Here is a 22,873-nt window from a genome sequence, read left to right on the forward strand (position 1 = left end):
GCCCCGGCCTCAGTGCCAGGGCACCAGCAGGAAGTCGGTCACCACCGCCACCAGCCGGCCACTGGCGTCGTAGCCGAAGTAGCTGGGATAGGCGCCGTCGCCATAGCCGCTGGAGAACAACGCCACGTTGCCGGCCTCGGTCGGCAGCAGGGTCCAGCTGCGGGTGTGCCGGTAGGTCCTGTCCAGCTCGGCTAGCAGGCGCTCGTCGAAGGCTTCGCCCTCCTGCTCGCGCTGCGCTTCGTAGCGACGCAGGGCGGCGGCGTCCATGAAACCGCCGGTGCCGCTGTCCACGCCGTAGCCGAAGAATTCGTCCGGGCCCAGGGTGCTCGGGTCCTGGCCGTCCACCAGGGCCATTTCCCAGCGGGTTGCCGTGCCCGGCGCGAAGACGATGCGGGCGAAGGCGATGCGCTCGTCCTCGCCGATCCGCGCGATGGCCAACTGCAGCGGGAAGCGGCCCTTGGGCACCGCCTGGGTGAAAGGCGCGTCGCAGCTCACCAGCGGGTCACAGGCCACCAGCTGCCCGGTGGGCAGCTCCAGTTCGCCAATGGGCTGGGTGTAGAAGCGGTAGTCGATCCCTTCCACCTTGACCTGGTAGCCCTCGGCGAAGGCGGCATCGAAGGGCGGGTGGTTCATGGGGGCAACCTCCTCGGCGTGGAGCGTGGACAGGGCCAGCAGCAGGGTGAGGGCGGCGAGGGGGCGTTTCATTCGCAGCGGTACTCCAGGTGTGCGCCAGCGGCGGTGAACAGTTCATACCATCGCTTGAGCTCATAGCTACTGGCGTTCAGCACCCGGAAGCGCCCCGTCTGCATACGCTCTCGGGCTTGTGCCGGAGTCAGCTGGGCGGCCAGCCGGAGGAGGGCGAACACCTTGATGGGGTGCTCGCCTGCGTCCAGAACCCACAGCGAGGGCTCCTCGGACCACGGGTGGTCGGGTGCCATGCTGCCGAAGCGGGCCACCAGATGCGCCAGAGCCTGGTCACTGGGCATGTTCGTGCATTCGCTAGCCGCCTCCCTGTGCTCAGCGCAGAACCACTCAAGCCCGACCGGGTGCCCCGCCGCGCGGGGTGCTAAGGGGCGGTAGTCGGCGAACCGGAACCAGTATCCGCAGTCGACCAGCCCACAGCACACGCAGGGCCTGCCGCAAAGCATGCAGATGGCGGCTCTCACCGCAGCCTCCGGATGGCGGTGCATGGGCCTATTAGGCAGGGCATTGGAAAAGCTCCCTCGCATTCATTGACGAACGACCGGCTCGTGATGCGGAAGCGCGTTACTCTACGCGCCGTTTCGGCCCGTGTCGGGCGCGCCATCATTGCATAAGGATCGAAGATGGAACCGGTCTCTGTTTCGCAGCTTCTGGCTGCACTGTTCGAAGCCCATGGCGTCGAGTTCGTCGTGCACGAAGGGTGGGTCGCTCCGGGTGGCCGGCTGCCGGCGATCCGCGCTACCTGGTATCCCCGTGGCAAGACCGGTCGGCTGGATGTGGACGTGCTGCTGGAGGATGACAACCGCCACTTCCAGGAAGCCTTCGCCGGCGTGGGTGAGGGCGAGGCCGGCCTGCGCGATGCCTGGGAGAACTTCTGCCGCAACAGCTTCCACGTGCTGCTCTCGGCACTCTGGGGCCGTGTCGACGAGGACCAGGTGACGGTGGAGACCTGGCAGGTGGGCGAGCAGCGCTTCGAGGCGCACCTGGGCAACTTCTGCACGCGCGGTGCCGACGGCAAGGTGCCGGCGCTGCCGGAGGACCTGTTCCCCAGCATCGAGGCACAGATCCGAGCGCTGCCGCTGGATGGGCGCATCCACTGGTTCCGGCACTTCTTCTGCGCCTTCGACAACCAGCGCACGGTGGAGGCGCTGTTCGACAACGAGCCCTGGCAAGCGGGCATGGACAGCTTCGCGGGGCTGGCCTGGCAGGACTCCGAGGCCTATTACAGCGCGCGGAATTTCCTGGTGATCAAGCCCGTCCCGGCCTGATCGGAGCGGGTCGTCCCCTTAAACAAAAAGCCCCGCATCATGCGGGGCTTCTTGTTGGGCGAGGCGACGGATCAACGGTTGTTGTAGCCGTCTTCGCTCGGGTCGTAGGTGATCTGGTAGACGTTGAAGTTGGCACCGGTGGCGCCTACGCCGGTGTAGGTGATGCGGCCCTGGCCCTTGTACAGCTCTTCCATGCGCATGGCGTCGCTGCCGAAGTAGAAGGGGATGAACATCTTGCCGGTCATGCGGTTGTAGCTGTCGGTGGGCTGGCCGATCAGGTCATGCACCTGCTTCATGGACATGCCGGGCTGGACCTTGGCAAAGGGGCTGCCCGCCGGGATCTGGCCGACGATCTGTTGTTGCGGGGCACGTGGCGAGGAGCCGCAGGCGGCCAGCAGGCCCATGGCGGCGATCAGGCCGATGTGCAGGATCTTGGTACGCATTGAATCTCTCCAGAGGGTGACGGTAATTCAGCGGGCTGCTCAGCCCTTGTAGCCTTTCGCGACCAATTCCGTGGTCACTTCCTTGGCCGCCTGCACGCACTCTTCGTGAGTGCTGTCGAGGAACCTCAGGAAATGCCAGGCACCGTCCTTCTTCATCGCGAAGCCTTGCATGTCGCCGGTGTCCTGGCCGTCGGCCCGGACGCTGTTGACGGTCTGGCAGGCGGCGATGCCGTCGATTTCGGTGTATTCGCCGAACTTGTAGACGTCCTTCACCAGCAGGTTGTCGATCACCACCTTCTGGACTTCGGATTCGGAGGAGTTGCAGCCACCGAGCACGGCGGCGAGCCCCACTGCGACGGCGCAGCGGAGCAGGTTGGCAGGGGTACAGCGGCGTTTCAGGGCGTGGAAAACAGTCATGACGCAATCATCCATGTGGGTTCTTGTTGGGCGTGGAGCGCCTGGTTGTCACTGCAAATTCACAGAAGAAGCTGTTGGTCGAGGTTCACTCCCGCTCGGGAACGCTATTTTCCAGCCACGACGAAAAGCCACGACTTGGCGGCAGGATCAGCGGAATTCAGGGGGATTTTGCAGATACTCGCGAGGGTGTTTCTGGGTCGCTTTGTACTTGCAATCCTTTGCAACACTTGTACAGCGAAGCGGAATCTGACAGGGGCGTAAGAAATATTCAACGGAAATCGTATGACAATCTGAAGGCTGTCACAGCGGCAGAGTGGCCATCGATGCCACGCCGAAGTTTCGTTTCGTGGTCTGGTGAGCCACTCAGTCTTTCGAATACGCTGCTGCGCTTTACCGGGAGCTTTTGATTGTCGGGAGTTAGTGACGTGCAGCCCTTGATTGGTATTGCGAGTGTCCAGTTCTCCATCTCAATGCCTGATCTATACGAGTGGATCGATGACACCAAATACCTCACGGCAGCCTGGCGAGACATTGCTCGGTACGTCGGTGTCAATCCGGATGCATTGACTGGCCTATGGGATCTCTATTTCGAACGTACCAAGGTCGGGGAGGGCGATTTGCATGCCTTTCTGGGGCATGACGAGATGCACGACGTGCTGATTTTTGACCTGTATCGGGAAATCATCGACCAGATGGACATCATTGAAGTGACCGCCCGGGTGGCCCGAGCACGTATGAACGGGCTCAGGAAATTGCTGCGGGAAGCCTTCGACCAGTCGAGTTGCCAGCTCGGCTATCGGGAGACGTGTTCGGATTTCGGAGTGGTGCGTGCCCTAGATCCTGGCTCCTACCCCAAGGTGATTGAAGAAACCCGCTATGCACAGCAGTTGAGGATATGGCCGGGCAAGCCGGCCTGAGGCGCTCCCCTCTGCTTTTGACGCACGCCCCGCCCCGCCTCCACACGATCTCCACAAAACCTCGAATCAATCCCAACGGTAGGCCGCCAGACTCGCGTTTTCTGGGGCTTTCGGCCGTTCTGGCCGGGGCCGTTCATCCGTGAGGGCAGTGGGTCATGGGATTGCTGAAGGGGCGGCTGCGTGCCGTGTGGATCGGGGTGTTCGCGTTTGGCCTGGCGGGGTGTGAGCCGTCGCCGACGGCGGAGGAAGGCATGCCGCCGGCGCGGGTCACGGTGATGACCCTGGCGCCGACCGAGCTGGTGGTGGACGAGGACCTGCCAGGGCGTGTCGCGGCCCTGCGCACGGCGGAGATCCGCCCCCAGGTCAGCGGCATCCTGCAGCGCACGCTGTTCAGCCAGGGCGCCGAGATCCAGGCCGGGACGGCGCTGTTCCAGATCAACCCGGCGCCCTTCAAGGCCGAGGTGGAAACCGCGGCCGCCGCCCTGCAGCGTGCGCGGGCGGTGCTGGATCGCGCGCGCATCCAGGCCGAGCGGTTGGCGCCGCTGGTGCGGGCCGAGGCGGTGAGCCGGCAGGTGTATGACGACGCCGTGTCCCAGCGCGAGCAGGCGGCGGCCGACGTGGCCCAGGCCCAGGCGGTGCTGGCGCGGCGGCAGCTGGACCTGCGCTTCGCCACGGTGGAGGCGCCGATCTCCGGGCGCATCGACCAGACGCTGGTGTCCGAAGGGGCGCTGGTGACCTCGACCGATGCCTCGCCCATGGCCACCTTGCAGCAGATCGACCAGGTGTACGTGGACGTGCGCCAGTCCGCCGCCTCCCTCGAACGCCTGCGCGAGGTGCTGGAGGCACGTGGCGGGCCCGGCGATGGCGGGCTGCCGGTGCAGATCCTCGGCAGCAGCGGCAAGCCCTACGACCTGCACGCGCGCATTCTGTTCTCCGGCATCAACGTCGATGCCGGCACCGGCGATGTGCTGTTGCGCGTGCTGGTGGACAACCCCGAGCGGCGCCTGTTGCCGGGCATGTTCGTGCGGGCGCGGGTGGTGCGGGCGCATTACCCGGCGGCCCTGGCCGTGCCGCAGCAGGCGGTGGTGCGCGCCGGTGAGGCGGCCAGCGTGTGGGTGATCGATGAGCAGCAGCAGGCCAAGCGGATCGCCGTCGAACTGGGCGAGCTGGTGGACCGCCGCTACCGCATCGCCGCCGGCCTCGGTGCCGGCCAGCGGGTGGTGGTGGAAGGCATCGAGCGCCTGGAGGAGGGCGCCGCCGTCGACCCGCGCCCTTGGCAGCCCAGCGTGGCCGCCGGGTTGGCCGCCACCGCGCACTGAGTCGAGGAGACGACCATGCCGCAGTTCTTCATCGAGCGCCCGGTGTTCGCCTGGGTGATCGCCTTGTTCATCGTGCTGTTCGGGGTGATCGCCATCCCGCAGCTGCCGATTGCCCGCTACCCCTCGGTGGCGCCGCCGTCGGTGACGCTCTACGCCTCCTACCCCGGCGCCACGCCGCAGACCCTGGACGACTCGGTGGTGAGCCTGATCGAGCGCGAGCTGTCCGGGGTCAAGAACCTGCTCTATTTCGAGTCCTCGGTGGACACCTCCGGCTCGGCGCAGATCACTGCCACCTTCAAGCCCGGCACCGACCCCGAGCTGGCCCAGGTGGACGTGCAGAACCGCATCAAGGCGGTGGAGCCGCGCCTGCCCCAGGTGGTGCGGCAGAGTGGCCTGCAGGTGGAGTCCGCGGCCTCCGGCTTCCTGATGATGGTGGGCATGACCTCGCCGGACGGGCGCTTCGACGAGGTGGCGCTGAACGACTACCTGGCGCGCAACATCGTGCAGGAGCTGCGGCGCATCGACGGCGTCGGGCGCGTGCAGCTGTTCGGCGCCGAGCAGGCCATGCGCATCTGGGTGGACCCGCACCAGCTGACCGCCTACGGGCTGACCATGGGCGACCTGGCCCAGGCCATCGAACAGCAGAACGCGCAGATCGCCCCCGGCCGGGTCGGCGACGAGCCGACGCTGCCCGGCCAGCGGGTGACCGTGCCGCTGACGGTGGAGGGGCAGCTGTCCAGCCCGGAGCAGTTCGCCGCCATCGTGCTGCGCGCCGGCGCCGACGGTTCGCGGGTGGTGATCGGTGACGTCGCGCGGGTGGAGCTGGGCGCGCAGTCCTACGGCTTCGCCAACCGCGAGAACGGTGTGGCGGCCACCAGCGCGGCCATCCAGCTGTCGCCCGGGGCCAACGCCGTGCGTACCGCCCAGGCCGTGCGCGACCGGCTCGCCGAGCTGGCGCCGAGCATGCCGGCGGGCATGGGCTATTCCGTCCCGTTCGACACGGCGCCCTTCGTCAAGGTCTCCATCGAGAAGGTGGTGCAGACGCTGTTCGAGGCCATGGTGCTGGTGTTCCTGGTCATGTACCTGTTCCTGCAGAACGTGCGCTACACGCTGATCCCGGCCATCGTCGCGCCCATCGCCCTGCTGGGCACCTTCGCGGTGATGCTGGTGGCGGGCTTCTCCATCAACACCCTGACCATGTTCGGCATGGTGCTGGCCATCGGCATCATCGTCGACGACGCCATCGTGGTGGTGGAGAACGTCGAGCGGCTGATGGCCAGCCACGGCCTGTCGCCGCGGGAGGCCACTGCGCGGGCCATGAAGGAGATCAGCGGCGCGGTGGTGGGCATCACCCTGGTGCTCACCGCGGTGTTCATCCCCATGGCGTTCGGCTCCGGCTCGGTGGGGGTGATCTACCAGCAGTTCACCCTGTCGATGGCGGTGTCGATCCTGTTCTCGGCCTTCCTCGCGCTGACCCTGACCCCGGCGCTGTGTGCCACGCTGCTGCACCCGGTGGCGCCCGGGCACCACGCCCGGCGTGGCTTCTTCGGCGCCTTCAACCGTGGCTTCGAGCGGCTGACCGAGCGCTACACCGGCGGCGTGGCCGGCATGGTCGCCCACAGCGGGCGGATGATGGCGGGCTTCGCCGTGCTCTGCGGCGTGCTGGCGCTGGCGGCGTACCAGTTGCCGTCGTCCTTCCTGCCGGAGGAGGACCAGGGCTACTTCATGACCTCCATCCAGCTGCCCACCGGCGCCACCGCCGAACGCACCCTGGACGTGGTGCGCACCTTCGAGGCCCACGTGGCCAGCCGCCCGGCGCTGGAGGCGAACCTGGTGGTACTGGGCTTCAGCTTCTCCGGCTCCGGCCCCAACGCCGCCATGGCTTTCACCATGCTCAAGGACTGGGACCAGCGCAACGGCGCAACGGCCGGCGAGGAGTCGGCCCTGGCCCAGGCGGCGATGGCGGAGATTCCCGAGGGCACGGTGATGAGCCTGCTGCCGCCGGCCATCGACGAGCTGGGCACTTCTTCCGGTTTCACCCTGTTCCTCCAGGACCGCGCCGGCCGGGGTGAGGCGGCGCTGCGCGAGGCCCAGGCGCAGCTGCTCAAGCTGGCGGCGCAGAGCAGCGTGGTGAGCGACGTGTACCCGGACGGTCTGCCGCCGGGGCCGAGCATTCGCCTGGAGATCGACCGGCGCAAGGCCGAGGCCATGGGCGTGTCGTTCGCGGCGGTGAGCAGCACCCTGTCGGCGGCCATGGGCTCGCTCTACGTCAATGACTTCCCCAATGCCGGGCGCATGCAGCAGGTCATCCTCCAGGCGGACGCTGCCGCGCGCATGCAGCTGGACGACGTGCTCGGCCTGCGGGTGCGCAACGCCGCCGGCGGCATGGTGCCGCTGCGCGAGGTGGTGACGCCGATCTGGACCGAGTCGCCGCAGCAGATGATGCGCTTCCAGGGGTTCCCGGCGGTGCGCATCGCCGGCGGCCCCGCGCCGGGCGTGTCCAGCGGCGACGCCATGGCCGAGATGGAGCGGCTGGTGGCGCAGCTGCCGGCGGGCTTCGCCGTGGCCTGGACCGGGCAGTCCCTGCAGGAGCGTCAGTCGGCGGCCCAGGCGCCGCTGCTGATGCTGCTCTCCGCGCTGGTGGTGTTCCTGGTGCTGGCGGCGTTGTACGAGAGCTGGTCCATCCCGCTGTCGGTGATGCTGGTGGTGCCGCTGGGCCTGCTGGGCGCGGTGGCGGCGGTGATGCTGCGCGGCCTGCCCAACGACGTGTTCTTCAAGGTGGGGATGATCACCATCATCGGCCTCTCGGCGAAGAACGCGATCCTCATCGTCGAGTTCGCCCGCCAGCTGCACGCCGAAGGCCGCAGCCTGGCGGAGGCGGCGGTGATGGCGGCGCGCCTGCGCCTGCGGCCGATCCTGATGACCTCGCTGGCCTTCACCCTCGGCGTGGTGCCGCTGATGCTCGCCTCCGGCGCCAGTGCCGAGACCCAGCACGCCATCGGCACCGGGGTGTTCGGCGGCATGCTCAGCGGCACGCTGCTGGCGGTGTGCTTCGTGCCGGCGTTCTTCGTGTTCGTCATCGGCCTGCAGGAGCGCCTCGGCGCCCGGCGGGCCCGACGCACCGCTCCCCAATCCCCGCGCGAGGAGGCCTGACATGCGCCTGTTGATCCCGCTGGCCCTGGCCGCGAGCCTTGGCGCCTGTTCCCTGGTGCCGCCCCTGGAGCGGCCCGCACCGCCGGTGCCGGCGCAGTTCCCGCAGCTGGCGGGCGCTCCGTCCGTCGCGGCCGCGCCGCTGCCGGGCTGGCGCCGCATGTTCGGCGACCCGCGCCTGCAACGCCTGATCGAGCAGGCGCTGGAGCAGAACCGCGACCTGCGCCTGGCGGCCCTCAATGTGGAGGCGACCCAGGCGATGTTCCGCATCCAGTCTTCCGCGCGCCTGCCTTCGGTGGCGCTGGAGGCCAACCAGACCCGCGAGCGGGCCCTGGCGGCCGACTCCAGCGAGCGCTCCAGCCGCACGGTGAGCAAGCAGGTGGGGGTGAACCTGGGCGTCAGCGCGTTCGAGCTGGACCTGTTCGGCCGCGTGCGGGCGCTCTCCGATGCTGCGCTGGCGCGCTACTTCGCCAGCGAAGAGGGGCGTGACGCCGCGCAGGTGGCGCTGGTGGGGGCGGTGGCCGATGCCTACTTCGCCCAGCAACTGGCCGCCGAGCAGCAGCAGCTGGCCGAGCAGACCCTGGCGGACTGGGAGCAATCCCTGGCCCTGGCGCGCCTGCTGAAACAGGCCGACCAGAACAGCGCGCTGGACGTGGCCCAGGCCGAAGGCCAGGTGGCCAGCGCCCAGGCCGATCTGGAGGCGCGCCGACGCGCCCGCGCCCAGGCTGACAACGCGCTGCAGCTGTTGGTAGGCGGCGAACTGCCGGCAGACCTGCCGCCGGCCCTGTCCCTGGCGCAGCAGCCGTTGCTTGGCCGCCTGCCGGCAGGGTTGCCGTCGGAGCTGCTGCTGGCCCGCCCCGACCTGCGCCAGGCCGAGCAGGTGCTGGAAGCGGCGAACGCGGACGTCGGCGCGGCGCGGGCGGCGTTCTTCCCGCAGATCTCCCTGACCGCCTCCTTCGGTTATGCCAGCACCTCGCTGGACGGGTTGTTCGACCCGTCCCGGCAGGTCTGGCGCTTCGCCCCGCAACTGACGGTGCCGCTGTTCCAGGGCGGGCGCTTGCGGGCGGAACTGCGCCTGGCCAAGGTGCGCAAGTCCGAGGCGGTGGCGCAGTACGAGCGGGCCATCCAGATCGCCTTCCGCGAGGTGGCGGACGCCCTGGCGGGCACGGCCACCTTCGACCGGCAGATCGACGCTCAGCTGCAGGCCGTCAGCGCCGCCGAGCGCCGGCTGTACCTCTCTGGACAGCGCTACCGCGCCGGGCTCGATGGCCGGCTGGAATTGCTCGATGCCCAGCGCCAGCTGTATGCCGCGCGCCAGGCACTGCTGGAGCTGCGCCGGGAGAAGACCAGCAACGCCGTGGCCCTCTACAAGGCCCTGGGCGGTGGCTTGAACGCGCAGGACGGGGACGCGCCGGTGTCCCTGGTGAGCGCTTTCGCCGGGGGCGGCTGAGGGGGGATTGGCGCGTGGAGGGGCGGCGCCGGCGTCAGCCGGTCACGCCACCCCGCACCGGCCAGCTGAGGCTGAAGGCGGTGCCGCCGAGCGATGAGGGGTGGCAGGTGGCGTGGCCGCCGTGGGCTTCGACGATGGCCCGGACCACGGACAGGCCAAGGCCGCTGCCGCCGCTCTTCCGCGAGCGGGAGGGGTCGCCCCGGCGGAAGGCCTCGAACACCAGCGCGGCAGTTTCGGCCGGCAGGCCCGGGCCGCTGTCCTCGACGCTCACCCGGCAGGTGCCGTCCTCGATGTGGGCGTGGATCTTCAGCGCGCCCGGTTCGGCGTACTTCAGGGCGTTCTCCAGCAGGGCCAACAGCGCCTGGCGGATGCGGAAGGCATCACACTCCACCTGGGCCCGGGCGGGCACCTCCAGCTGCAGCACGAAGCCCTTGGCCTCCAGGCTGGAGGTGAAGGCCTGGGCGATGCTGGTGACCTCCTGCGCCAGGTCGGTCGGGGCCAGCTCCATCTCCAGGTGGCCGCTGTCATTGAGGCTCACCACGCGCAGGTCTTCGATGAGCCGGCCAAGCCCTTCCACCTGGCGCAGCAGCCCTTCGAACATCTCGTTGCTGGGGGTGAAGACGCCCTCGGTCAGCCCTTGCAGGCGCCCGCGGAGGATGGTGACCGGGGTTCGCAGCTCGTGGGCCACGGCGGCGTTCCAGAACTGCTGCTCGCGGGTCATGCCCTCCAGGCGTTCGGCCATGGTGTTGAAGTCGTGCACCAGTTGGGCGGTTTCCCCCATGGCGTGTTCGTCCAGCGCGGCGCGGGCCTGCAGGTTGCCCTGGGCCACCTCCCGCAGGCTGTGGGCCACCGAGTTCAGCGGGGTGAGGATGCGCCGGGAGAGCTGGAAGGCCACGTAGCCGGCGATCACCAGCGCCGCGAGGATGGTGGCCAGCACCCAGGCCAGCTCGACGCGCGTGGGCAGCCAGGTATCCGAGATGCTGCCGGGCTCGTAGGCGTCGAGCACGGCATAGAAGGCGTAGGTGCCGACGATGGAGATGAGCATGATGCCCAGCGCCATGGTGCACAGGGACAGGATGATCTGTCGGCGCAGGCCCGGGATGCGGCTCATGCTTCGCCACCGAAGCGGTAGCCGACGCCGCGCACGCTGGTGGGGACGCCCTGGATGCCCAGCAGCTCCAGCTTCTTGCGCAGCTTGCTGATGTGGCTGTCCACCGTGCGCTCCTGGGTGTCGCCCTCGGGCAGGCAGGCCTCCAGCAGTTCGCCACGGCTGAACACCCGCCGGGGTGTGCGCATCAGGCTGGTGAGCAGCTTGAACTCGGTGAGGGTGAGGTCCAGCAGGTGCCGCCGGCCGGCGCACTCCACGCTCGCTTCGTGGTTGTCTAGGTCGATACGGAAGGCGCCGGCGCTGAGCACCCGCGAGCCCTCGGCGCGGGTGGCCTTCGCCCGCCGCAGCACGGCCTGCACCCGCGCCACCACTTCTGCCGGGTTGAAGGGCTTGACCACGTAGTCGTCCGCGCCGATGCGCAGCCCGGTCAGCTTGTCGATGTCCTGGTCCAGTGCGGTGAGCAGGATCACCGGGGTGTCGCCGCGATGGCGGATCTCGCTGAGCACCTGCCAGCCGTCCAGCAGCGGCATCTGCACGTCCAGCAGCACCAGGTCGGGCTTCTGGCTGTGGTGCCGGGCCAGTGCGTCCTGGCCGTCTCTGGCGTGGACGGTGCGCAAGCCGCTGCGCTGGAGGTAGGCCGCGAGGATCTCGGCAATCTCCACTTCGTCTTCGGCAATGAGAATGAGGGCGTCGGCCGGTTTGCTCCGCATCGCGGCGGTCGAGTCCGTAGCTCGCTGGTTCATGGAAGGCACCTGTGTGTTCAGCGGCGCATTATCGCGCCAAACACGGGGGCGGATACCAACGGCGTCGCACCGATCTCAGGGTGCTGCGGGCCGCCGCCCAGGGGCGGCGGTTCCCCTGGGGTGGTCGGCGTTACGCCTGCCAGTGGCTGTTGGAGGCGCCGTCTTCCTGGTAGCGGCCGAGCAGGTCCAGGGTGGAGCGCAGGCGCTCGGCTTCCTTCATGTCGTTGCGCTGCTGCGCCCCGTCGATGCCGTCGCGCAGCAGCTTCAGGTAATCGAAGCTGCGGCTGTTGTCGGCGCTGCCATCCACTGCCGACACACCGTTGAGGGTCATGGACACCAGCGACTCGGTGCCATCCAGCGTGCCCGTCGCCTTGACCTGGGCGTTGATCCACTCCATCAGCTCGCCACGGTTCATGTGGCTGAAGTCGGCCTTGGGCGGCTGCCCCGCCTTCTCGCCGGCCCGCGCGGCGGCATAGTCCCCGGCGAAATCCCCCGTGCCCTGCGCCGCACCCCGGCCGGTTTTCTGCGTGCTGGAGGCGCCGGCCCCCTGCATCAACTGGGTATCGATCCTCATGGTTCTGCTCCTTCAGGTTGGGCTAGGCCCGTTATTAGCAGGTTCCATGCCGAGCCCTGCAGRCGCCGGATGGCGCGGCTTGCAGGTGCGTGCGGGTGGAGGAGGGCGGCAGGTGTGTGCCGGGGGGCGGCAAGGKGGTGCCTGGGGAGCGGTGCATCATGTATGGGGGTGGCGTTAGGATGCGCTTCTTTCAGAACCTCATCGAGGCACGTCTTTGAATTACGGAATTGACGAGCACAAGCACCGATTCGCCGTATGGGCAGCTGGGCGAGCGTATGCGCGGCGTGGAAAGGGCTACACCGTTGCCGTGGCGAAGAGGCTGATAGAGAGTGCCGGGCTTGATCGCATCTCTAGTCCGACTGACCTACCACCTCCGGACGAAGTAGATGCGTTTATTCACCAGCGTATCGAAGCCGTTTGCGAGGCAGCACGGGTCACATCGTTGGAATGCACGTATGGGCGTGCCCAGAAGCTGGTCAACATCTACCTGAAGTCGAAATTGGTGTGTGCAGGGCACCATGACGACCCGAGTGTCAGGGCTTTGCATCCGCCGATTGATCGCGTGCTGATCAGGGCTCTCGTCACCTATAGCCATCAGCGTCGAAACGATGCCTCCCTTGCCGAATTTCGGGCTGCGCTGAACGCCGCACGACGCTTCGGTGAGTCTTGGACAGACTTCGACAAACCGACTTACGACGCCTACGTAGCGGCTTTCAAACTGCTTCAAGGGAGCGAGCCACTTTGGGCTGTCGAAAAGCACTGGCGGCCGGAGAGAGAGTTAAGTGAAACGTGACGGTCGAAGCTATCCAAGAGCCGTGATTTCCAACGCCATTCAGGTACGTCTGTAGGCGCTACATCATCAGGCTAAAGCTGCTGGCGGCGGAGCAGTAGCGCTGCTTCATAAGCTCGCTGCTCGGCTCACGGTCCTGCTGCAAGCGCTCTCCCCAGCCCCTGCACTCGGCTTTGAAAAACTGCTTCGCGCCTTTGCGGCACTCCCGGTAATCGATCGAGCCGCGCTTGTGGTTGTCGCACACGCTGCCGTTGTCGATGTAGTTGTTCACGATGGTCCAGGTTGCGTAGTAGCTGCCGCCGCCGTCCCATTTCCTGACCATCTGGCCGTCCTTCTCAATGGATCGGCGGCGGGTGGTCGTTTGCTGGTTGGGCTGCTGATAGGCGAGCGACTGCCGTACGCCTTCCATGCTCACCACGTTGTCGGGCTGCCGGGGCGTGTAGTTGTGGTCGTTGAAGTCGGTCTGCCGCTGCTGGGCTTGGGCCTGTGCCCGGCGCTGTTCTTCCTTGCGGCGTTGATCGGCCCAGAACTGCTCTTCGGCGGTGGCGGTTTGCGGTTGCCGTTCAGCCCCGTTGCCGTATGGATCGGTATGCACGTATTCCGCTGGCGGTTCGGCGGGTTGATCATTGAAGCGGGGGAAGGCGAAGTGGGTGCCTGCCAGGTTGAGCAAGCCAAACACCAGGGCACAGCCTGCGAGCCCTGGCACCAGCCAGCGAACCCATGCGTTTTTCCCGTTCCGTCTTACATGGCGGGGGGCGTCGTCCCAGTCGGCTTTCATGGCCATCACTCCTTTGATCGGCAAGCCGCTGAATCCTATTCAGCCAGGGCGCCGTTATCAACGCCGGTGCCCATGCCCGTTGGTAGGGGACCTACGCATGCAGGGGTAGCTGGGATGCCGAAGTTTCCTAGGAGACGTCTGAATCCATCTGGCCACCCTCGCGCGAACCCGGCCCCTGTGCTGTTCTTCACCTCGTGAAAATGTGAGGTGTGTCACACATGCAATTACATGAAGGTGTCTGCCGTGCGGGCGATGTGGTGTCGATCAACATCCTTGATGGGGAGCCGGACGAGCGGGTGATGCGGTTGCTGCTGACCCAGGGGATCGAGGTGGAAGTGCTGGAGGTTCTGGAGGGGGCGGTGAAGCTGGCGGTGAGGGCACCGGGTGGGATGCTCATCGTGGAGGAGCTGACGTTTCCTCCGTGATGCTGGGGGGAGGGCTGGGTGTTACGAGCGGCTCGCCGGGGAACTGGCGGGCCGTTTCTATATATAGAGAGCCTATTCGGTATCCGTAGCATTAGCCCGGCCGTACTCCGGGCTGGTCTGGCCGCACTCGGGAGCGATCTTTCCGCTCACGAGCCACAGCGCGTACTCCGGGGCCAGTTCGACGATGACCTTGATGTCGTCCTCGTTGACCCTCCTTCCGCCCTTTCTGAGCGCATACCACTTCTCGCGGTCGACACCGCTCAGCTCTTCCAGCTTCTTGGCCGTGAGCTTCTTATGCTCAAGTATCGCGACGATTCGCTCTCTCATATTCTCAATTCGCCTTTGGAGGTGCTGGAGGGTTCTGGAGGGGCGGTGAAGCTGGCGGTGAGGGCATCGGGTGGGATGCTCACCGTGGAGGAGCTGACGTTTCCTCCGTGATGGTGCGGGTTGAGGGCTGGGTGTTACGGGCGGCTCGCCGAGGGGACTGGCGGGCCGCTTCTATATAGAGGGCCTATTCGGTATCCGTGGCATTCGCCTGGTCGTACTCGGGGCTGGTCTGGCCGCACTCGGGAGCGATCTTTCCGCTCACAAGCCACAGCGCGTACTCCGGCGTGATGTTGGCCATTGCTTCGATGTCGTCTTCGTTCGCACGGCGCTTTCCATTTCGTAGGGCGTACCACTTCTCGCGGTCGATACCGCTCAGCTCCTGCAGCTTCTTGGCTGTGAAGCTCTTCGCGTCCCATATGGCTATAAGCCGCTCTCTGATCATTCCAATTTGTTCTTAGTAATTAGCAAATAGTGCTACTAACTATCTGCAACGGTGGATATTCTTGCATTATGTGATTTGCATTAAATGCAAATCATCATTTCCCAATAAAGACCAACATAGTGCAACAAAGGCCAGGGAGATGGAAGAAAACTACCTTGTTCTTATGTCATGCCGTAAAGCCCGGAGCCCTTACCGCGCTGCTACCAGCTTGCTGTTCCGACTGCTCCGGATCATCCGCTTCGACCTGCACCGCGATCCCAACGCGGCTGCCATGAGGTTTCGCCAGCTGGTGCTGCTGTTCCACGTCGCCGGCTTCGTGGACGACCTGCAGGTCAGTTGCCTCAACAAACTGGGGGACAACGCCCTGTACTACGGCCTGCGCGCCGCGCTCCACCGCGCCCGTGCCGACTTCTGGACACGCCACCGTTCAGAATCCGTGAAGGATAGCTAGGCCATGGACCGTGATGACTTCCTGGCGCCGCCACCGCTGATGCCATGGCGCCAGTTCGCCAACTGGATTCGCATGGGCGACGAACACGACGTGGTGTGGGGCTGGATTCGCAACGGCTACCTACCGTCCCGCAAGGTGGGCAAGTACGTGATGGTCAACGTGGCGCTGCTGACCCAGCAGATGCTGGAGCGGGAGCCCGATCCGTAGGCAGGGGAGGGCGGGTGACGCCGACACTTGCAAGCCCTGGAAACGACCAAGCCCCTGGAAGTATGGGGTTCAGGGGCTTGGCTCTTGATGGCAGCACCTACCACCGCCAGTCGATCCGGGCTTTTCAGGGCGAGCCAGCTGGCATTTGCGAGGAAGGACGTGACGGTCTGTCATCACCAGGTGATTGCGTAGATGCTTTGAGGCTCATTGAAACGCGTCAGCTCACGCTCAAGGGTCATCCCGATTCTCTTGAGCAAGCGTATGGAGGCGAGATTTCTGCTCTGCGTTTCGGCAATCACTCTTCTAAGTCCCATCACGTTTTTCCCGTAGTGCAGCGCGAGGGTTAACGCCTCGGTGGCGTATCCCTTGCCGAAGTGCTCCGGGAGCAGTTCGTAACTCACCTCAATATCAACGCCATCATGATGCTGGTCGAACGAAACAACGCCAGCGAACTGCCCAGCTCGCTGGGTTCGGATGACCCATAAAGGGGCTTCTCTGTGAGCACCTACCTCAAGTTCCGCCCTCTTCACTGCCGCCTCTTTGCTGAGCGGGCCTCCCAAGTAAGCGCGCACCACAGGGTCGGTATACAACCTCACGAGATCTGCGGTATCTGCAGGGCATAGCGGTGTTAGACGAATACGTGAATGCACTGACGTTTCATCGCAGGTAATGAGACTCGGCATCTTGGGCACACCTCGATTCAATGGCGCTTGCATCGATGGCTGGAGTGGCGGCGGGATTTGCTGAGTTCTTTCACACTTCCCAACCCCCAGAAACGACTAAGCCCTTGAAAACCGAGGTTATTCAGGGGCTTAGCTTTTTGATTTCTGGAGCGGGCGAAGGGAATCGAACCCTCGTCATGAGCTTGGGAAGCTCAGGTAATGCCATTATACGACGCCCGCTTGCGAGGCCGACTTTTTACCAGAAGTCGTGGCCGAAATGAAGCCCCGCCCCTGAACCTTCCGTGATGAAACGCACCTTGCCGGCCGCCTGCGTCGGGCGCTGGCGGCCGGGTGTGCGCGTCATACGGCCATGGCCTGCGGGCCCAGGCCGTGGAGGACGCGGGGCTGCTGGCTGCGGGTGGGGGCGTTGAGGAAGCCCAGCAGGACGTCCTGGGTCTGCTGCCAGCCGGCCTTGTGCTCCAGGTCGATGAAGTGGCCGGCGTTGCGGATGGTGGCGAACTGGCAGTCGCGCACGTGGCGGGCGAAGCCGCGGGCGTCCTCGGGGGAGGTGTAGAGGTCGTGCTCGCCGTTGATGAACAGCAGGGGGATGTCCACGGCTTGCAGGCAGTCGACGTAGCAGTGGGCGTCGAGGTTGAGCACCTGGCGGATGTGGAAGTGCATCTGCAGGTATTCGTGGTCGTCGAGGCTGGCGACGTGCTTGTGGTTGAAGCGCTTGAACAGGGCCGGCAGGTAGCGGCCGATGGTGGCGTTGACCAGTTGCGCGACGTTCTCCCGGTCCAGGGCCTGGAGGTGGGTCATGCCGTTGCGCAGGTAGTCGAGCATCGGTTCGTTGAGCACCGGCGAGAAGGAGTTGATCACCGCCTTGCGGATGCGCGCCGGGTTCTGCGACAGGGCGAGCAGGGTGGCGACGCCGCCCCAGGAGAAGGAGGAGACGTAGTCCACCTGGTGGTGCTCGATGAGCGCGAGGAGGATCTCGGCCTCGGCTTCCTTGGTGACGGGGCTGCCGTGGTCGTTGTGGGGCTTGGACTGGCCGGCGTAGGGCTGGTCGTAGAGCACGACGTTGAACTGCGGGTGCAGGTACTTGATCGTCTGCGCGAACGAGGCCGTGGTGGCGAGGGAGCCGTTGACCAGGATGATGGTCCGGCTGGCCTGCGGGTTGGCGTAGAACTCCGTGTGAACCTTGTACTTCCTGTTGACTGTGACGACTTGGGTTTGAGGCCTCATGTCGTTTCCTCCGGGCGCAGGTTGGACGAGCGGGCGATGGGGGCATCGTTCGCGGCGCATGGCAGTCAGATAAACGCCTGGAGATGACAGGGGAATGTCAGGCGAGGATTTTAGAATTATTTATTTTTCAATGATTTACAGCGAAAAAGGGTGGCCGTTCCAGCGCCGCTGAGGGGCGTTGGAGTGGGTCCTTTGACCAGGCAGGTGGAACAGGGCAGGGCGCGTGCGCCGGTACAGCGGGTCGCTTGGAAGGTTGTTGTGACTCATTGGTCACACTCTGACCTTGGGTTGGGAGTTAAGCAGCCGCGTTTTCCGCCCGCAAGCCTCTGGCCGAAAAAAAACCTGCAGTTGGTCGGCTGCCTGGCCACGTTGCTGTGAGTGGGGCCGGGGGCGAAAGGTTCGGGAGATCGGGCGGCCGCTGGTCGGGCCTCAGAACAGGGCGATCTCGTCCGGCGTGAGGGCGCGGTACTGGCCGGGGCCCAGGGCCGGGTCCAGCGGCAGGTCGCCCATGCGCTCGCGGTGCAGGCCGACGACCTTGTTGCTGAAGTGGCCGAACATGCGCTTGACCTGGTGGTAGCGCCCTTCGTGCAGGGTGAGGCGGGCCTGGCGCGGGGCGAGGATTTCCAGCTGGGCGGGGCGGGTGACGAGGTCTTCGTAGGCGAAGTAGAGGCCGGCGGCGAAGGCGGCGATGCAGGCGGGGTCGATCTCGTCTTCGGTCTCCACGCGGTAGACCTTGGGCTGCTTGGTTTCGGGCTGGGTCACACGGCGCGACCAGAGGCCGTCGTTGGTGATCAGCAGCAGCCCGGTGGTGGTGAGGTCGAGGCGGCCGCCCAGGTGCAGTTCGTGCTTGTCGGGCTCGTCCAGCAGGTCGAGCACGGTGGGGTGTTCGTCGTGGCAGGTGGCGCTCACCCAGCCGGCCGGCTTGTGCAGCATGAAGTAGCGGGCGGGCTTGCCGGGCTGGATCTCGCGGGCGTCGAGGGTGACGCGGTCGAACACGCGCACTTCGCGCCGGGCGTCGCGCTCGGGGGCGCCGTTGACCTGCACGCGGCCGGCGGCCAGGGCGAGGCGGGCGTCCTGGCGGTTGAGGTCGGGGAGGTTGCCCAGCAGGCGGTCGAGGCGCATCAGGCCGGCTCGTCGTCGGCGCGCAGGCGGGCGCAGCGGGGGCACAGGCAGGCGCGGTCGCGCGCCTCCAGCGGCACCTGGCGCAGGGCCTCGGGGTCGATCTCGACGCTGWAGCACCAGCACGGCTGGGCGTCGCCACGGGCGAGGCTGCACTGGTTGGGCTGGCCGCAGAGCGGGCAACGGGTCGGGTCGAGGGGCTGGCTCATGGGACGGGCGTCGGGTTTCGGCGCGCTAGGGTGCAGCGGGGTGGGCGGGGATGCAAGCCGCAGCGGGCCGACGGTCGGTCAGGCGCCTGCCGGGCCTCTGGCCGGGGCGCTGCGGCGGCACAGGGGCAAGCCGCTGGGCGGCGGAGCGTGCCCAACGTGAAGGAAGCTGCATCGAATGACTGGCGCAACGAGTAGAATCTTCGGCATTGTGCCCGTCGTCGCTCGGACTCGATCGATGAACGTGTAGGAAAAACCTGTTGTCTACCCAACATCGTCACCACTCAGCGGAATAGAGACGAACGTGTCCACTCAAATCAACGCGGTCAATAAAGCCAAGGCCTGGTCGGCCCACGGCGTCACTGCCACCGGTGTGGTGCTGGCCCTGATGGCCATCCTGGCACTCTTCGACAACCACCCCCGCGACTGCCTGCTGTGGCTCGGCGCGGCGTTGCTGGTGGACGGCCTGGACGGCAGTTTCGCGCGCAAGGTCCAGACCAGCACCATGCTGCCGAACTTCGACGGTTCGACGCTGGACCTGGTGATCGACTACCTCACCTACGTGTTCATCCCCGCCATCTTCATCTACCGCTACGTGCCGCTGCCGGACTACACGGTGCTGCCCACGGTGAGCCTGATCCTGGTGTCGTCGCTGTTCTGCTTCTGCAACCTGAACATGAAGAGCAGCGACAACTACTTCGTCGGCTTCCCCGCCGCCTGGAACGTGGTGGCGCTGTACCTCTACCTGCTGGACCTGCCGCCGGTGGTGAGCTTCGGCATCATCTGCGTGCTGGCCGCGCTGACCCTGACCAAGCTGAAGTTCCTGCACCCCTTCCGGGTGAAGCGCCTGATGCCGCTGAACATCACCGTGACCTTCGTGTGGATGCTGAGCAGCATGTTCCTGGTCATCCAGTACCCGGGCATGAAGCCGATGATGCTGGTGCTGTGGGGCCTGTCCTCGGCCTACTTCGTGGGCGTGTGCCTGTGGCGCAGCCTGATGGACTGGACCGGCAAGCTCCGCGCCTGAGCCGGTTGGTGGTGAAAGAGCCCGTCCTTGTGACGGGCTTTTTCGTGGGGGCGTTTTCTCACCGCTGCTTGCGGGGGACGGTGCGGCAGGGCGTATTCACCGAGCCTGGTTTCGTGCTCTCCGGCCAGGCTCCATCGGCTATGGCCGGGGCATCCGATTGGTCAGGCTCACCCCCGCGATCACCAGCGCGCCGCCGAGCAGCATCGAGCCGAGGATGGGCTCGTCCAGCAGCCCGGCCGCCAGCAGCATGCCGAACACCGGTACGAGGTTGTTGAACACGGCGGTACGGGCCGGGCCGATGCTGCGCACGCCCTCGTAGTACCAGACGAACCCCACCACCGTGCCCAGCGCGCCGAGGTAGAGGAGGGCGGCGGCCAGCGACCAGCCCAGCGCCCGGGTGTCCACCTGCGGCCGTTGCGCCGCCGCGCCCACCAGCAGCACCGCCAGGCCCCAGAGCGTGGCGTAGGTGGTCGCCGCCAACGGGCTCAGCCCGCGCAGGGCGAAGCGCCCCAGCAGGGTGTAGGCCGCCCAGCTGCACACGGCGCCGAACATCATCAGCTCACCGCTGCCGAGGGCGCTGCCCAGGTCATGCAGGGCGGCGCCGGGCTCGCCCCGGGAGATGACCACCACGGCGCCGGCCAGGGCGATGACGATCCCCAGCCAGCGCAGCCGGCCCAGTCGCTCACCAAACAGCAGGGCCAGCGCCAGCGCGGTGACGATGGGGTTGAGCGCGACGAACAGCGCAGCGCGCCCGGCGGGAATGCGCGCCAGGGACCGAGGAAGAACAGGTTGTAAAGGACGATGCCGGTCAGCCCCAGCAAGGCCGTGACCAGCACCTGGCGGCGATCCAGGCGCGGCAGCCCGCCTTCCAGGCGCCAGACCAGCACCAGCAGCAGGGCCGCCGCCACGGCGAAACGCCCACAGGCGGCCACCAGCGGCGGCAGGGCCTGGGCCGCCAGGCGCCCGGCGATGAAGGTGCCGCCCCAGAGCAGGGCGACGGTGGTGAGCTTGGCGTAGATGAGCGGACGGGCTGGGCCTTCGAGGGCGAGGGATGGGGTTGTCATGGAGGAGACCGGCGGGGAGGGTGTCGATATCATTTTGCTGATCGAGGCTCATCGTAAAATGAGCAAACCCTCATGAGGTGCCCATGACCTTCACCCAGCTGGAAATCTTCGCCCTGGTGGCCGAACTGCGCGGTTTCACGGCGGCGGCGCTGCGCCTGTCCATCAGCCAGTCGGCGGTTTCCCATGCCATTCGCGCCCTGGAGCAGGAGCTGGGTGTGAGCCTGGTGCGGCGCGATCCGGCCGGGGTGGAGCTGACCGACATCGGCCGCGACCTGCTGGTGCAGGCCCGGCAGATCCTCGGGCTGGCCGAGGGCATGGCCCAGCAGGCAGCGGCTGCGCGCGGGCTGCGGCGCGGCACCTTGCGCATCGGCTCGTTCGGGCCCACCTCGTCCCTGCGCCTGCTGCCGCCGCTGCTCGCGGCCTTCGCCGAGGCGCACCCGGGCATCGAGGTGTATGTGGAGGAGGGCACCGACCAGCAGGTGCTGGATTGGCTGCTGGACTGGCGGGTGGAGATCGGCTTCGTGGTGCTGCCGGAGAACCGCTTCGACACCCTGCCCCTGGTGGAGGATCAACTGGTGGCGGTGGTGCCCCGTGGCCACCCGCTGGCCGAACAGGCGGCGCTGCCGTTGGCGGCCCTCTGCGACGACCCCTTCATCCTCACCGCCGCCGGTTCGGCGCCGCTGGTGTCCGGTGTGTTCGCCGCCGCCCGGTTGAGCCCGCGCATCCGCTACCGCACCGGCCAGTTGCTCAGCACCCTGGCCCAGGTGGAGGCGGGCCTGGGTATCACGCTGGTGGCCGAGCTGGCGCTGCCGGCTGCTGATGCCGGGCGTCCGGCGGGCTACGTGGCCCGCCCCCTGGCGCCGCCGGTGCGGCGTGAGGTCGGCCTGGCATTGCTGGACGAGGCCGCCGCCAGCCCGGCGGCGCGGGCCTTCCTCGCCATCGCCCGGCGCCTGCAGCGCGAGGGCCGGTTCGGCTGACGGCGCGGCGGCTTGCCTATATCCTTCACGCCTCGTTATCCACCCCAGGACTTCCTTGCCATGAAAGCGCAGCTCGTCGAACTCATCACCAAAATCAGCTCGGGTTGCATGACCGAGCAAGAGATCGAGCAGATCGCCGACGAAGCGGCCCAGGCCTATGCCGACCCGGAAGCCTTCCTCGCGGCCAACCCCGACATCAACTACGACGACACCTTCACCATCCCCCTCGGCGAGTGGGTGGTGGTGGGCAGCCTGCCGGAGACCGTGCTGTTCCACGCGGACGACTACCCGGAGCTGCTGAGCCAGATCATTGCCTCCTTCGGCCCGAGCGTGACCTTCAACATCCAGCCCAAGCAGCTGAAGAAGGTCGAGCCGCTGCGCGCCGTGCGCAGCATCCAGGTGCAGCTCAGCGCCCTTTACCCGGAGAAGGGCGGCTACGTGCTGGTGGGCTTCAGCGACCCGATGGAAGAGGGCGTGCTGCAGGCCGTGCTGGTCTACACCCAGGACCTGCCGCGCGTGCTGGAGCTGGCCGAAGAGCTGGGCATCGAGGCCGTGGCCGTCTACGAGGCCATGCAGGGCGCCCAGGACGACGCCTGAGGCGTGCGGGGGCGGAGCCATTCGCGGAGGCCCGGCGCTCGGGCACTTCGCGGTCGAGCCCGCCCCCACGGGCGGTAATTTGTTTAGCGCCGCCTGAACCAAAGATAGGAAAAACTGGATTTTAAGCACCCATGGGGGCGTGCGAGTCTCCGGGGCATCCTTGTTTTCGGCACCTTCCCGATGGGTTCGACCCGCACAACCGCCCCCGTATCGCACACGCCGCCCCACCTGGGCAGCGTGCGCTGGCGGTGCCGCCGGTGGCCGGCCCTGACCCGCGTCTCCCTCCCTCTCGAACTGGCCTTCTGGGCGCTCTGGCACTGCCGCCACGCGCGCCCGCCGGATAGCGCACCTGTCTGATCGCGGCCCACGCGCCGCACCGTGACTATCGTTGACCTTGCCCGCCTGCACAGCCTTTGCATGGCCAGGGACGGGACCATTTCGCGCGCCACAGGGCGCAGAGGGAGC

27 protein-coding genes, 1 tRNA gene and 2 pseudogenes are annotated in these 22,873 nt (G+C 66.8%); 12 read left to right on the forward strand and 18 right to left on the reverse strand.

All coding sequences use genetic code 11. From position 1 onward, the window contains the following. Positions 1-9 precede the first annotated feature (9 nt). Positions 10-705, reverse strand: coding sequence for a DUF4241 domain-containing protein (locus SZ55_RS01300; protein ID WP_201774856.1), 696 nt, complete (start codon positions 703-705; stop codon positions 10-12). Next, on the reverse strand, positions 702-986 hold the full coding sequence (locus SZ55_RS27825; RefSeq protein ID WP_152644412.1) for a hypothetical protein: 285 nt from the start codon (positions 984-986) through the stop codon (positions 702-704). The genes SZ55_RS01300 and SZ55_RS27825 overlap by 4 nt, the downstream gene beginning before the upstream one ends. Positions 987-1,325: 339 nt before the next feature. Here SZ55_RS27825 and SZ55_RS01310 point away from each other — a divergent pair, with 339 nt between their 5' ends. Further along, on the forward strand, positions 1,326-1,970 hold the full coding sequence (locus SZ55_RS01310; protein WP_044400085.1) for a DUF6348 family protein: 645 nt from the start codon (positions 1,326-1,328) through the stop codon (positions 1,968-1,970). 71 nt (positions 1,971-2,041) lie between these two features. Here the strand turns inward: SZ55_RS01310 and SZ55_RS01315 are convergent, their stop codons facing one another. Both SZ55_RS01315 and SZ55_RS01320 read right to left on the reverse strand, forming a co-directional pair. Then, entirely contained in the window at positions 2,042-2,413 is a 372-nt protein-coding gene (locus SZ55_RS01315) for a hypothetical protein (protein WP_052807504.1), read from the reverse strand. 39 nt (positions 2,414-2,452) lie between these two features. Beyond that, positions 2,453-2,830, reverse strand: a complete 378-nt coding sequence (locus SZ55_RS01320; RefSeq protein WP_044400088.1) for a hypothetical protein — start codon at positions 2,828-2,830, stop codon at positions 2,453-2,455. A 425-nt stretch (positions 2,831-3,255) separates the two neighbouring features. Here SZ55_RS01320 and SZ55_RS01325 point away from each other — a divergent pair, with 425 nt between their 5' ends. The 4 genes from SZ55_RS01325 (at position 3,256) to SZ55_RS01340 (ending at position 9,666) form a co-directional block, all read left to right on the forward strand. Further along, complete coding sequence (locus tag SZ55_RS01325) at positions 3,256-3,747, forward strand: hypothetical protein (RefSeq protein WP_044400091.1); 492 nt, start codon at positions 3,256-3,258, stop codon at positions 3,745-3,747. Positions 3,748-3,902: 155 nt separating this feature from the next. Further along, a complete protein-coding gene (locus SZ55_RS01330; RefSeq protein ID WP_044400094.1) occupies positions 3,903-5,066 on the forward strand; it encodes an efflux RND transporter periplasmic adaptor subunit in 1,164 nt (387 codons plus the stop codon). Between the two features lie 15 nt (positions 5,067-5,081). Next, positions 5,082-8,219 (forward strand): efflux RND transporter permease subunit, encoded by a 3,138-nt coding sequence (locus SZ55_RS01335; protein ID WP_044400097.1) that lies wholly within the window; start codon positions 5,082-5,084, stop codon positions 8,217-8,219. Between the two features lies 1 nt (position 8,220). Next, positions 8,221-9,666: an efflux transporter outer membrane subunit gene (locus tag SZ55_RS01340; RefSeq protein ID WP_044400100.1), complete on the forward strand. Its 1,446-nt coding sequence runs from the start codon at positions 8,221-8,223 to the stop codon at positions 9,664-9,666. Positions 9,667-9,700: 34 nt separating this feature from the next. Here the strand turns inward: SZ55_RS01340 and SZ55_RS01345 are convergent, their stop codons facing one another. The 3 genes from SZ55_RS01345 to SZ55_RS01355 all read right to left on the reverse strand — a co-directional run bounded on the left by SZ55_RS01345 (position 9,701) and on the right by SZ55_RS01355 (position 12,091). Next, entirely contained in the window at positions 9,701-10,777 is a 1,077-nt protein-coding gene (locus tag SZ55_RS01345) for an ATP-binding protein (protein WP_044400102.1), read from the reverse strand. Further along, positions 10,774-11,484 (reverse strand): response regulator, encoded by a 711-nt coding sequence (locus SZ55_RS01350; RefSeq protein WP_152644413.1) that lies wholly within the window; start codon positions 11,482-11,484, stop codon positions 10,774-10,776. The genes SZ55_RS01345 and SZ55_RS01350 overlap by 4 nt, the downstream gene beginning before the upstream one ends. A 163-nt stretch (positions 11,485-11,647) precedes the next feature. Beyond that, entirely contained in the window at positions 11,648-12,091 is a 444-nt protein-coding gene (locus SZ55_RS01355; protein ID WP_044400108.1) for a hypothetical protein, read from the reverse strand. 214 nt (positions 12,092-12,305) lie between these two features. Here SZ55_RS01355 and SZ55_RS27225 point away from each other — a divergent pair, with 214 nt between their 5' ends. Next, a complete protein-coding gene (locus SZ55_RS27225; RefSeq protein WP_082078107.1) occupies positions 12,306-12,884 on the forward strand; it encodes a hypothetical protein in 579 nt (192 codons plus the stop codon). A 58-nt stretch (positions 12,885-12,942) separates the two neighbouring features. Here SZ55_RS27225 and SZ55_RS01360 read toward each other — a convergent pair whose 3' ends face one another. Then, positions 12,943-13,659, reverse strand: a complete 717-nt coding sequence (locus SZ55_RS01360; protein WP_044400111.1) for a hypothetical protein — start codon at positions 13,657-13,659, stop codon at positions 12,943-12,945. A 218-nt stretch (positions 13,660-13,877) separates the two neighbouring features. Here SZ55_RS01360 and SZ55_RS01365 point away from each other — a divergent pair, with 218 nt between their 5' ends. Further along, positions 13,878-14,084 (forward strand): hypothetical protein, encoded by a 207-nt coding sequence (locus SZ55_RS01365; protein WP_044400114.1) that lies wholly within the window; start codon positions 13,878-13,880, stop codon positions 14,082-14,084. A gap of 72 nt (positions 14,085-14,156) precedes the next feature. Here SZ55_RS01365 and SZ55_RS01370 read toward each other — a convergent pair whose 3' ends face one another. Then, positions 14,157-14,411 (reverse strand): DNA-binding protein, encoded by a 255-nt coding sequence (locus SZ55_RS01370; protein ID WP_044400117.1) that lies wholly within the window; start codon positions 14,409-14,411, stop codon positions 14,157-14,159. 184 nt (positions 14,412-14,595) lie between these two features. Further along, positions 14,596-14,853, reverse strand: coding sequence for a helix-turn-helix domain-containing protein (locus tag SZ55_RS01375; RefSeq protein WP_044400120.1), 258 nt, complete (start codon positions 14,851-14,853; stop codon positions 14,596-14,598). Between the two features lie 271 nt (positions 14,854-15,124). Between SZ55_RS01375 and SZ55_RS01380 the strand changes: the two genes are divergently transcribed. Beyond that, positions 15,125-15,304, forward strand: coding sequence for a hypothetical protein (locus tag SZ55_RS01380; protein ID WP_152644414.1), 180 nt, complete (start codon positions 15,125-15,127; stop codon positions 15,302-15,304). 3 nt (positions 15,305-15,307) lie between these two features. Then, positions 15,308-15,511, forward strand: coding sequence for a hypothetical protein (locus tag SZ55_RS01385; protein WP_044400124.1), 204 nt, complete (start codon positions 15,308-15,310; stop codon positions 15,509-15,511). 173 nt (positions 15,512-15,684) lie between these two features. Here SZ55_RS01385 and SZ55_RS01390 read toward each other — a convergent pair whose 3' ends face one another. The 5 genes from SZ55_RS01390 to SZ55_RS01410 all read right to left on the reverse strand — a co-directional run bounded on the left by SZ55_RS01390 (position 15,685) and on the right by SZ55_RS01410 (position 18,746). After that, positions 15,685-16,194, reverse strand: coding sequence for a GNAT family N-acetyltransferase (locus tag SZ55_RS01390; RefSeq protein WP_044400126.1), 510 nt, complete (start codon positions 16,192-16,194; stop codon positions 15,685-15,687). Between the two features lie 145 nt (positions 16,195-16,339). After that, a tRNA-Gly gene (locus SZ55_RS01395) sits at positions 16,340-16,413 on the reverse strand. A 120-nt stretch (positions 16,414-16,533) separates the two neighbouring features. Further along, entirely contained in the window at positions 16,534-17,418 is an 885-nt protein-coding gene (locus SZ55_RS01400; RefSeq protein ID WP_044400128.1) for an alpha/beta fold hydrolase, read from the reverse strand. A gap of 429 nt (positions 17,419-17,847) precedes the next feature. Further along, positions 17,848-18,540, reverse strand: a complete 693-nt coding sequence (locus tag SZ55_RS01405; RefSeq protein WP_044400130.1) for a 16S rRNA pseudouridine(516) synthase — start codon at positions 18,538-18,540, stop codon at positions 17,848-17,850. Further along, a complete protein-coding gene (locus SZ55_RS01410) occupies positions 18,540-18,746 on the reverse strand; it encodes a cysteine-rich CWC family protein (protein WP_044400132.1) in 207 nt (68 codons plus the stop codon). Before SZ55_RS01410 ends, SZ55_RS01405 begins: the two co-directional genes overlap by 1 nt. Positions 18,747-19,047: 301 nt before the next feature. On the opposite strand from SZ55_RS01410, the gene pcsA reads away from it, so the two are divergent. Then, the gene (gene pcsA, locus SZ55_RS01415; RefSeq protein WP_044400135.1) at positions 19,048-19,770 is read left to right on the forward strand and encodes a phosphatidylcholine synthase; all 723 of its coding nucleotides are present in this window, start codon (positions 19,048-19,050) and stop codon (positions 19,768-19,770) included. A gap of 138 nt (positions 19,771-19,908) precedes the next feature. On the opposite strand, the gene SZ55_RS28565 is transcribed toward pcsA, so the two are convergent. From SZ55_RS28565 to SZ55_RS28925, 3 genes and pseudogenes are all read right to left on the reverse strand, one after another. Beyond that, positions 19,909-20,400, reverse strand: coding sequence for a DMT family transporter (locus tag SZ55_RS28565; RefSeq protein WP_236692375.1), 492 nt, complete (start codon positions 20,398-20,400; stop codon positions 19,909-19,911). Between the two features lie 48 nt (positions 20,401-20,448). Next, a pseudogene (locus SZ55_RS28920) lies at positions 20,449-20,649 on the reverse strand (hypothetical protein); the annotation flags it as partial. Then, positions 20,562-20,867 (reverse strand): annotated as a pseudogene (locus tag SZ55_RS28925) (EamA family transporter); the annotation flags it as partial. The pseudogenes SZ55_RS28925 and SZ55_RS28920, both read right to left, overlap by 88 nt. A gap of 50 nt (positions 20,868-20,917) precedes the next feature. Here SZ55_RS28925 and SZ55_RS01425 point away from each other — a divergent pair. Together SZ55_RS01425 and SZ55_RS01430 are read left to right on the forward strand one after the other, a co-directional pair. Further along, entirely contained in the window at positions 20,918-21,811 is an 894-nt protein-coding gene (locus SZ55_RS01425; protein ID WP_044400137.1) for a LysR family transcriptional regulator, read from the forward strand. A gap of 60 nt (positions 21,812-21,871) precedes the next feature. Further along, positions 21,872-22,408 (forward strand): hypothetical protein, encoded by a 537-nt coding sequence (locus SZ55_RS01430; protein ID WP_044400139.1) that lies wholly within the window; start codon positions 21,872-21,874, stop codon positions 22,406-22,408. Positions 22,409-22,873 lie beyond the last annotated feature (465 nt).

The organism is Pseudomonas sp. FeS53a, assembly GCF_000931385.1.
Classification (GTDB): Bacteria; Pseudomonadota; Gammaproteobacteria; order Pseudomonadales; family Pseudomonadaceae; genus Metapseudomonas; species Metapseudomonas otitidis.

What these genes read in the sequence shown, in the direction of transcription:
- SZ55_RS01300 (WP_201774856.1), bottom strand. Translation starts at nt 705, where the DNA reads ATGAAACGCCCCCTCGCCGCCCTCACCCTGCTGCTGGCCCTGTCCACG.
- SZ55_RS27825 (WP_152644412.1), bottom strand. Translation starts at nt 986, where the DNA reads ATGCCCAGTGACCAGGCTCTGGCGCATCTGGTGGCCCGCTTCGGCAGC.
- SZ55_RS01310 (WP_044400085.1), top strand. Translation starts at nt 1,326, where the DNA reads ATGGAACCGGTCTCTGTTTCGCAGCTTCTGGCTGCACTGTTCGAAGCC.
- SZ55_RS01315 (WP_052807504.1), bottom strand. Translation starts at nt 2,413, where the DNA reads ATGCGTACCAAGATCCTGCACATCGGCCTGATCGCCGCCATGGGCCTG.
- SZ55_RS01320 (WP_044400088.1), bottom strand. Translation starts at nt 2,830, where the DNA reads ATGACTGTTTTCCACGCCCTGAAACGCCGCTGTACCCCTGCCAACCTG.
- SZ55_RS01330 (WP_044400094.1), top strand. Translation starts at nt 3,903, where the DNA reads ATGGGATTGCTGAAGGGGCGGCTGCGTGCCGTGTGGATCGGGGTGTTC.
- SZ55_RS01335 (WP_044400097.1), top strand. Translation starts at nt 5,082, where the DNA reads ATGCCGCAGTTCTTCATCGAGCGCCCGGTGTTCGCCTGGGTGATCGCC.
- SZ55_RS01340 (WP_044400100.1), top strand. Translation starts at nt 8,221, where the DNA reads ATGCGCCTGTTGATCCCGCTGGCCCTGGCCGCGAGCCTTGGCGCCTGT.
- SZ55_RS01345 (WP_044400102.1), bottom strand. Translation starts at nt 10,777, where the DNA reads ATGAGCCGCATCCCGGGCCTGCGCCGACAGATCATCCTGTCCCTGTGC.
- SZ55_RS01350 (WP_152644413.1), bottom strand. Translation starts at nt 11,484, where the DNA reads ATGCGGAGCAAACCGGCCGACGCCCTCATTCTCATTGCCGAAGACGAA.
- SZ55_RS01355 (WP_044400108.1), bottom strand. Translation starts at nt 12,091, where the DNA reads ATGAGGATCGATACCCAGTTGATGCAGGGGGCCGGCGCCTCCAGCACG.
- SZ55_RS01360 (WP_044400111.1), bottom strand. Translation starts at nt 13,659, where the DNA reads ATGAAAGCCGACTGGGACGACGCCCCCCGCCATGTAAGACGGAACGGG.
- SZ55_RS01365 (WP_044400114.1), top strand. Translation starts at nt 13,878, where the DNA reads ATGCAATTACATGAAGGTGTCTGCCGTGCGGGCGATGTGGTGTCGATC.
- SZ55_RS01370 (WP_044400117.1), bottom strand. Translation starts at nt 14,411, where the DNA reads ATGAGAGAGCGAATCGTCGCGATACTTGAGCATAAGAAGCTCACGGCC.
- SZ55_RS01375 (WP_044400120.1), bottom strand. Translation starts at nt 14,853, where the DNA reads ATGATCAGAGAGCGGCTTATAGCCATATGGGACGCGAAGAGCTTCACA.
- SZ55_RS01380 (WP_152644414.1), top strand. Translation starts at nt 15,125, where the DNA reads ATGAGGTTTCGCCAGCTGGTGCTGCTGTTCCACGTCGCCGGCTTCGTG.
- SZ55_RS01385 (WP_044400124.1), top strand. Translation starts at nt 15,308, where the DNA reads ATGGACCGTGATGACTTCCTGGCGCCGCCACCGCTGATGCCATGGCGC.
- SZ55_RS01390 (WP_044400126.1), bottom strand. Translation starts at nt 16,194, where the DNA reads ATGCCGAGTCTCATTACCTGCGATGAAACGTCAGTGCATTCACGTATT.
- SZ55_RS01400 (WP_044400128.1), bottom strand. Translation starts at nt 17,418, where the DNA reads ATGAGGCCTCAAACCCAAGTCGTCACAGTCAACAGGAAGTACAAGGTT.
- SZ55_RS01405 (WP_044400130.1), bottom strand. Translation starts at nt 18,540, where the DNA reads ATGCGCCTCGACCGCCTGCTGGGCAACCTCCCCGACCTCAACCGCCAG.
- SZ55_RS01425 (WP_044400137.1), top strand. Translation starts at nt 20,918, where the DNA reads ATGACCTTCACCCAGCTGGAAATCTTCGCCCTGGTGGCCGAACTGCGC.
- SZ55_RS01430 (WP_044400139.1), top strand. Translation starts at nt 21,872, where the DNA reads ATGAAAGCGCAGCTCGTCGAACTCATCACCAAAATCAGCTCGGGTTGC.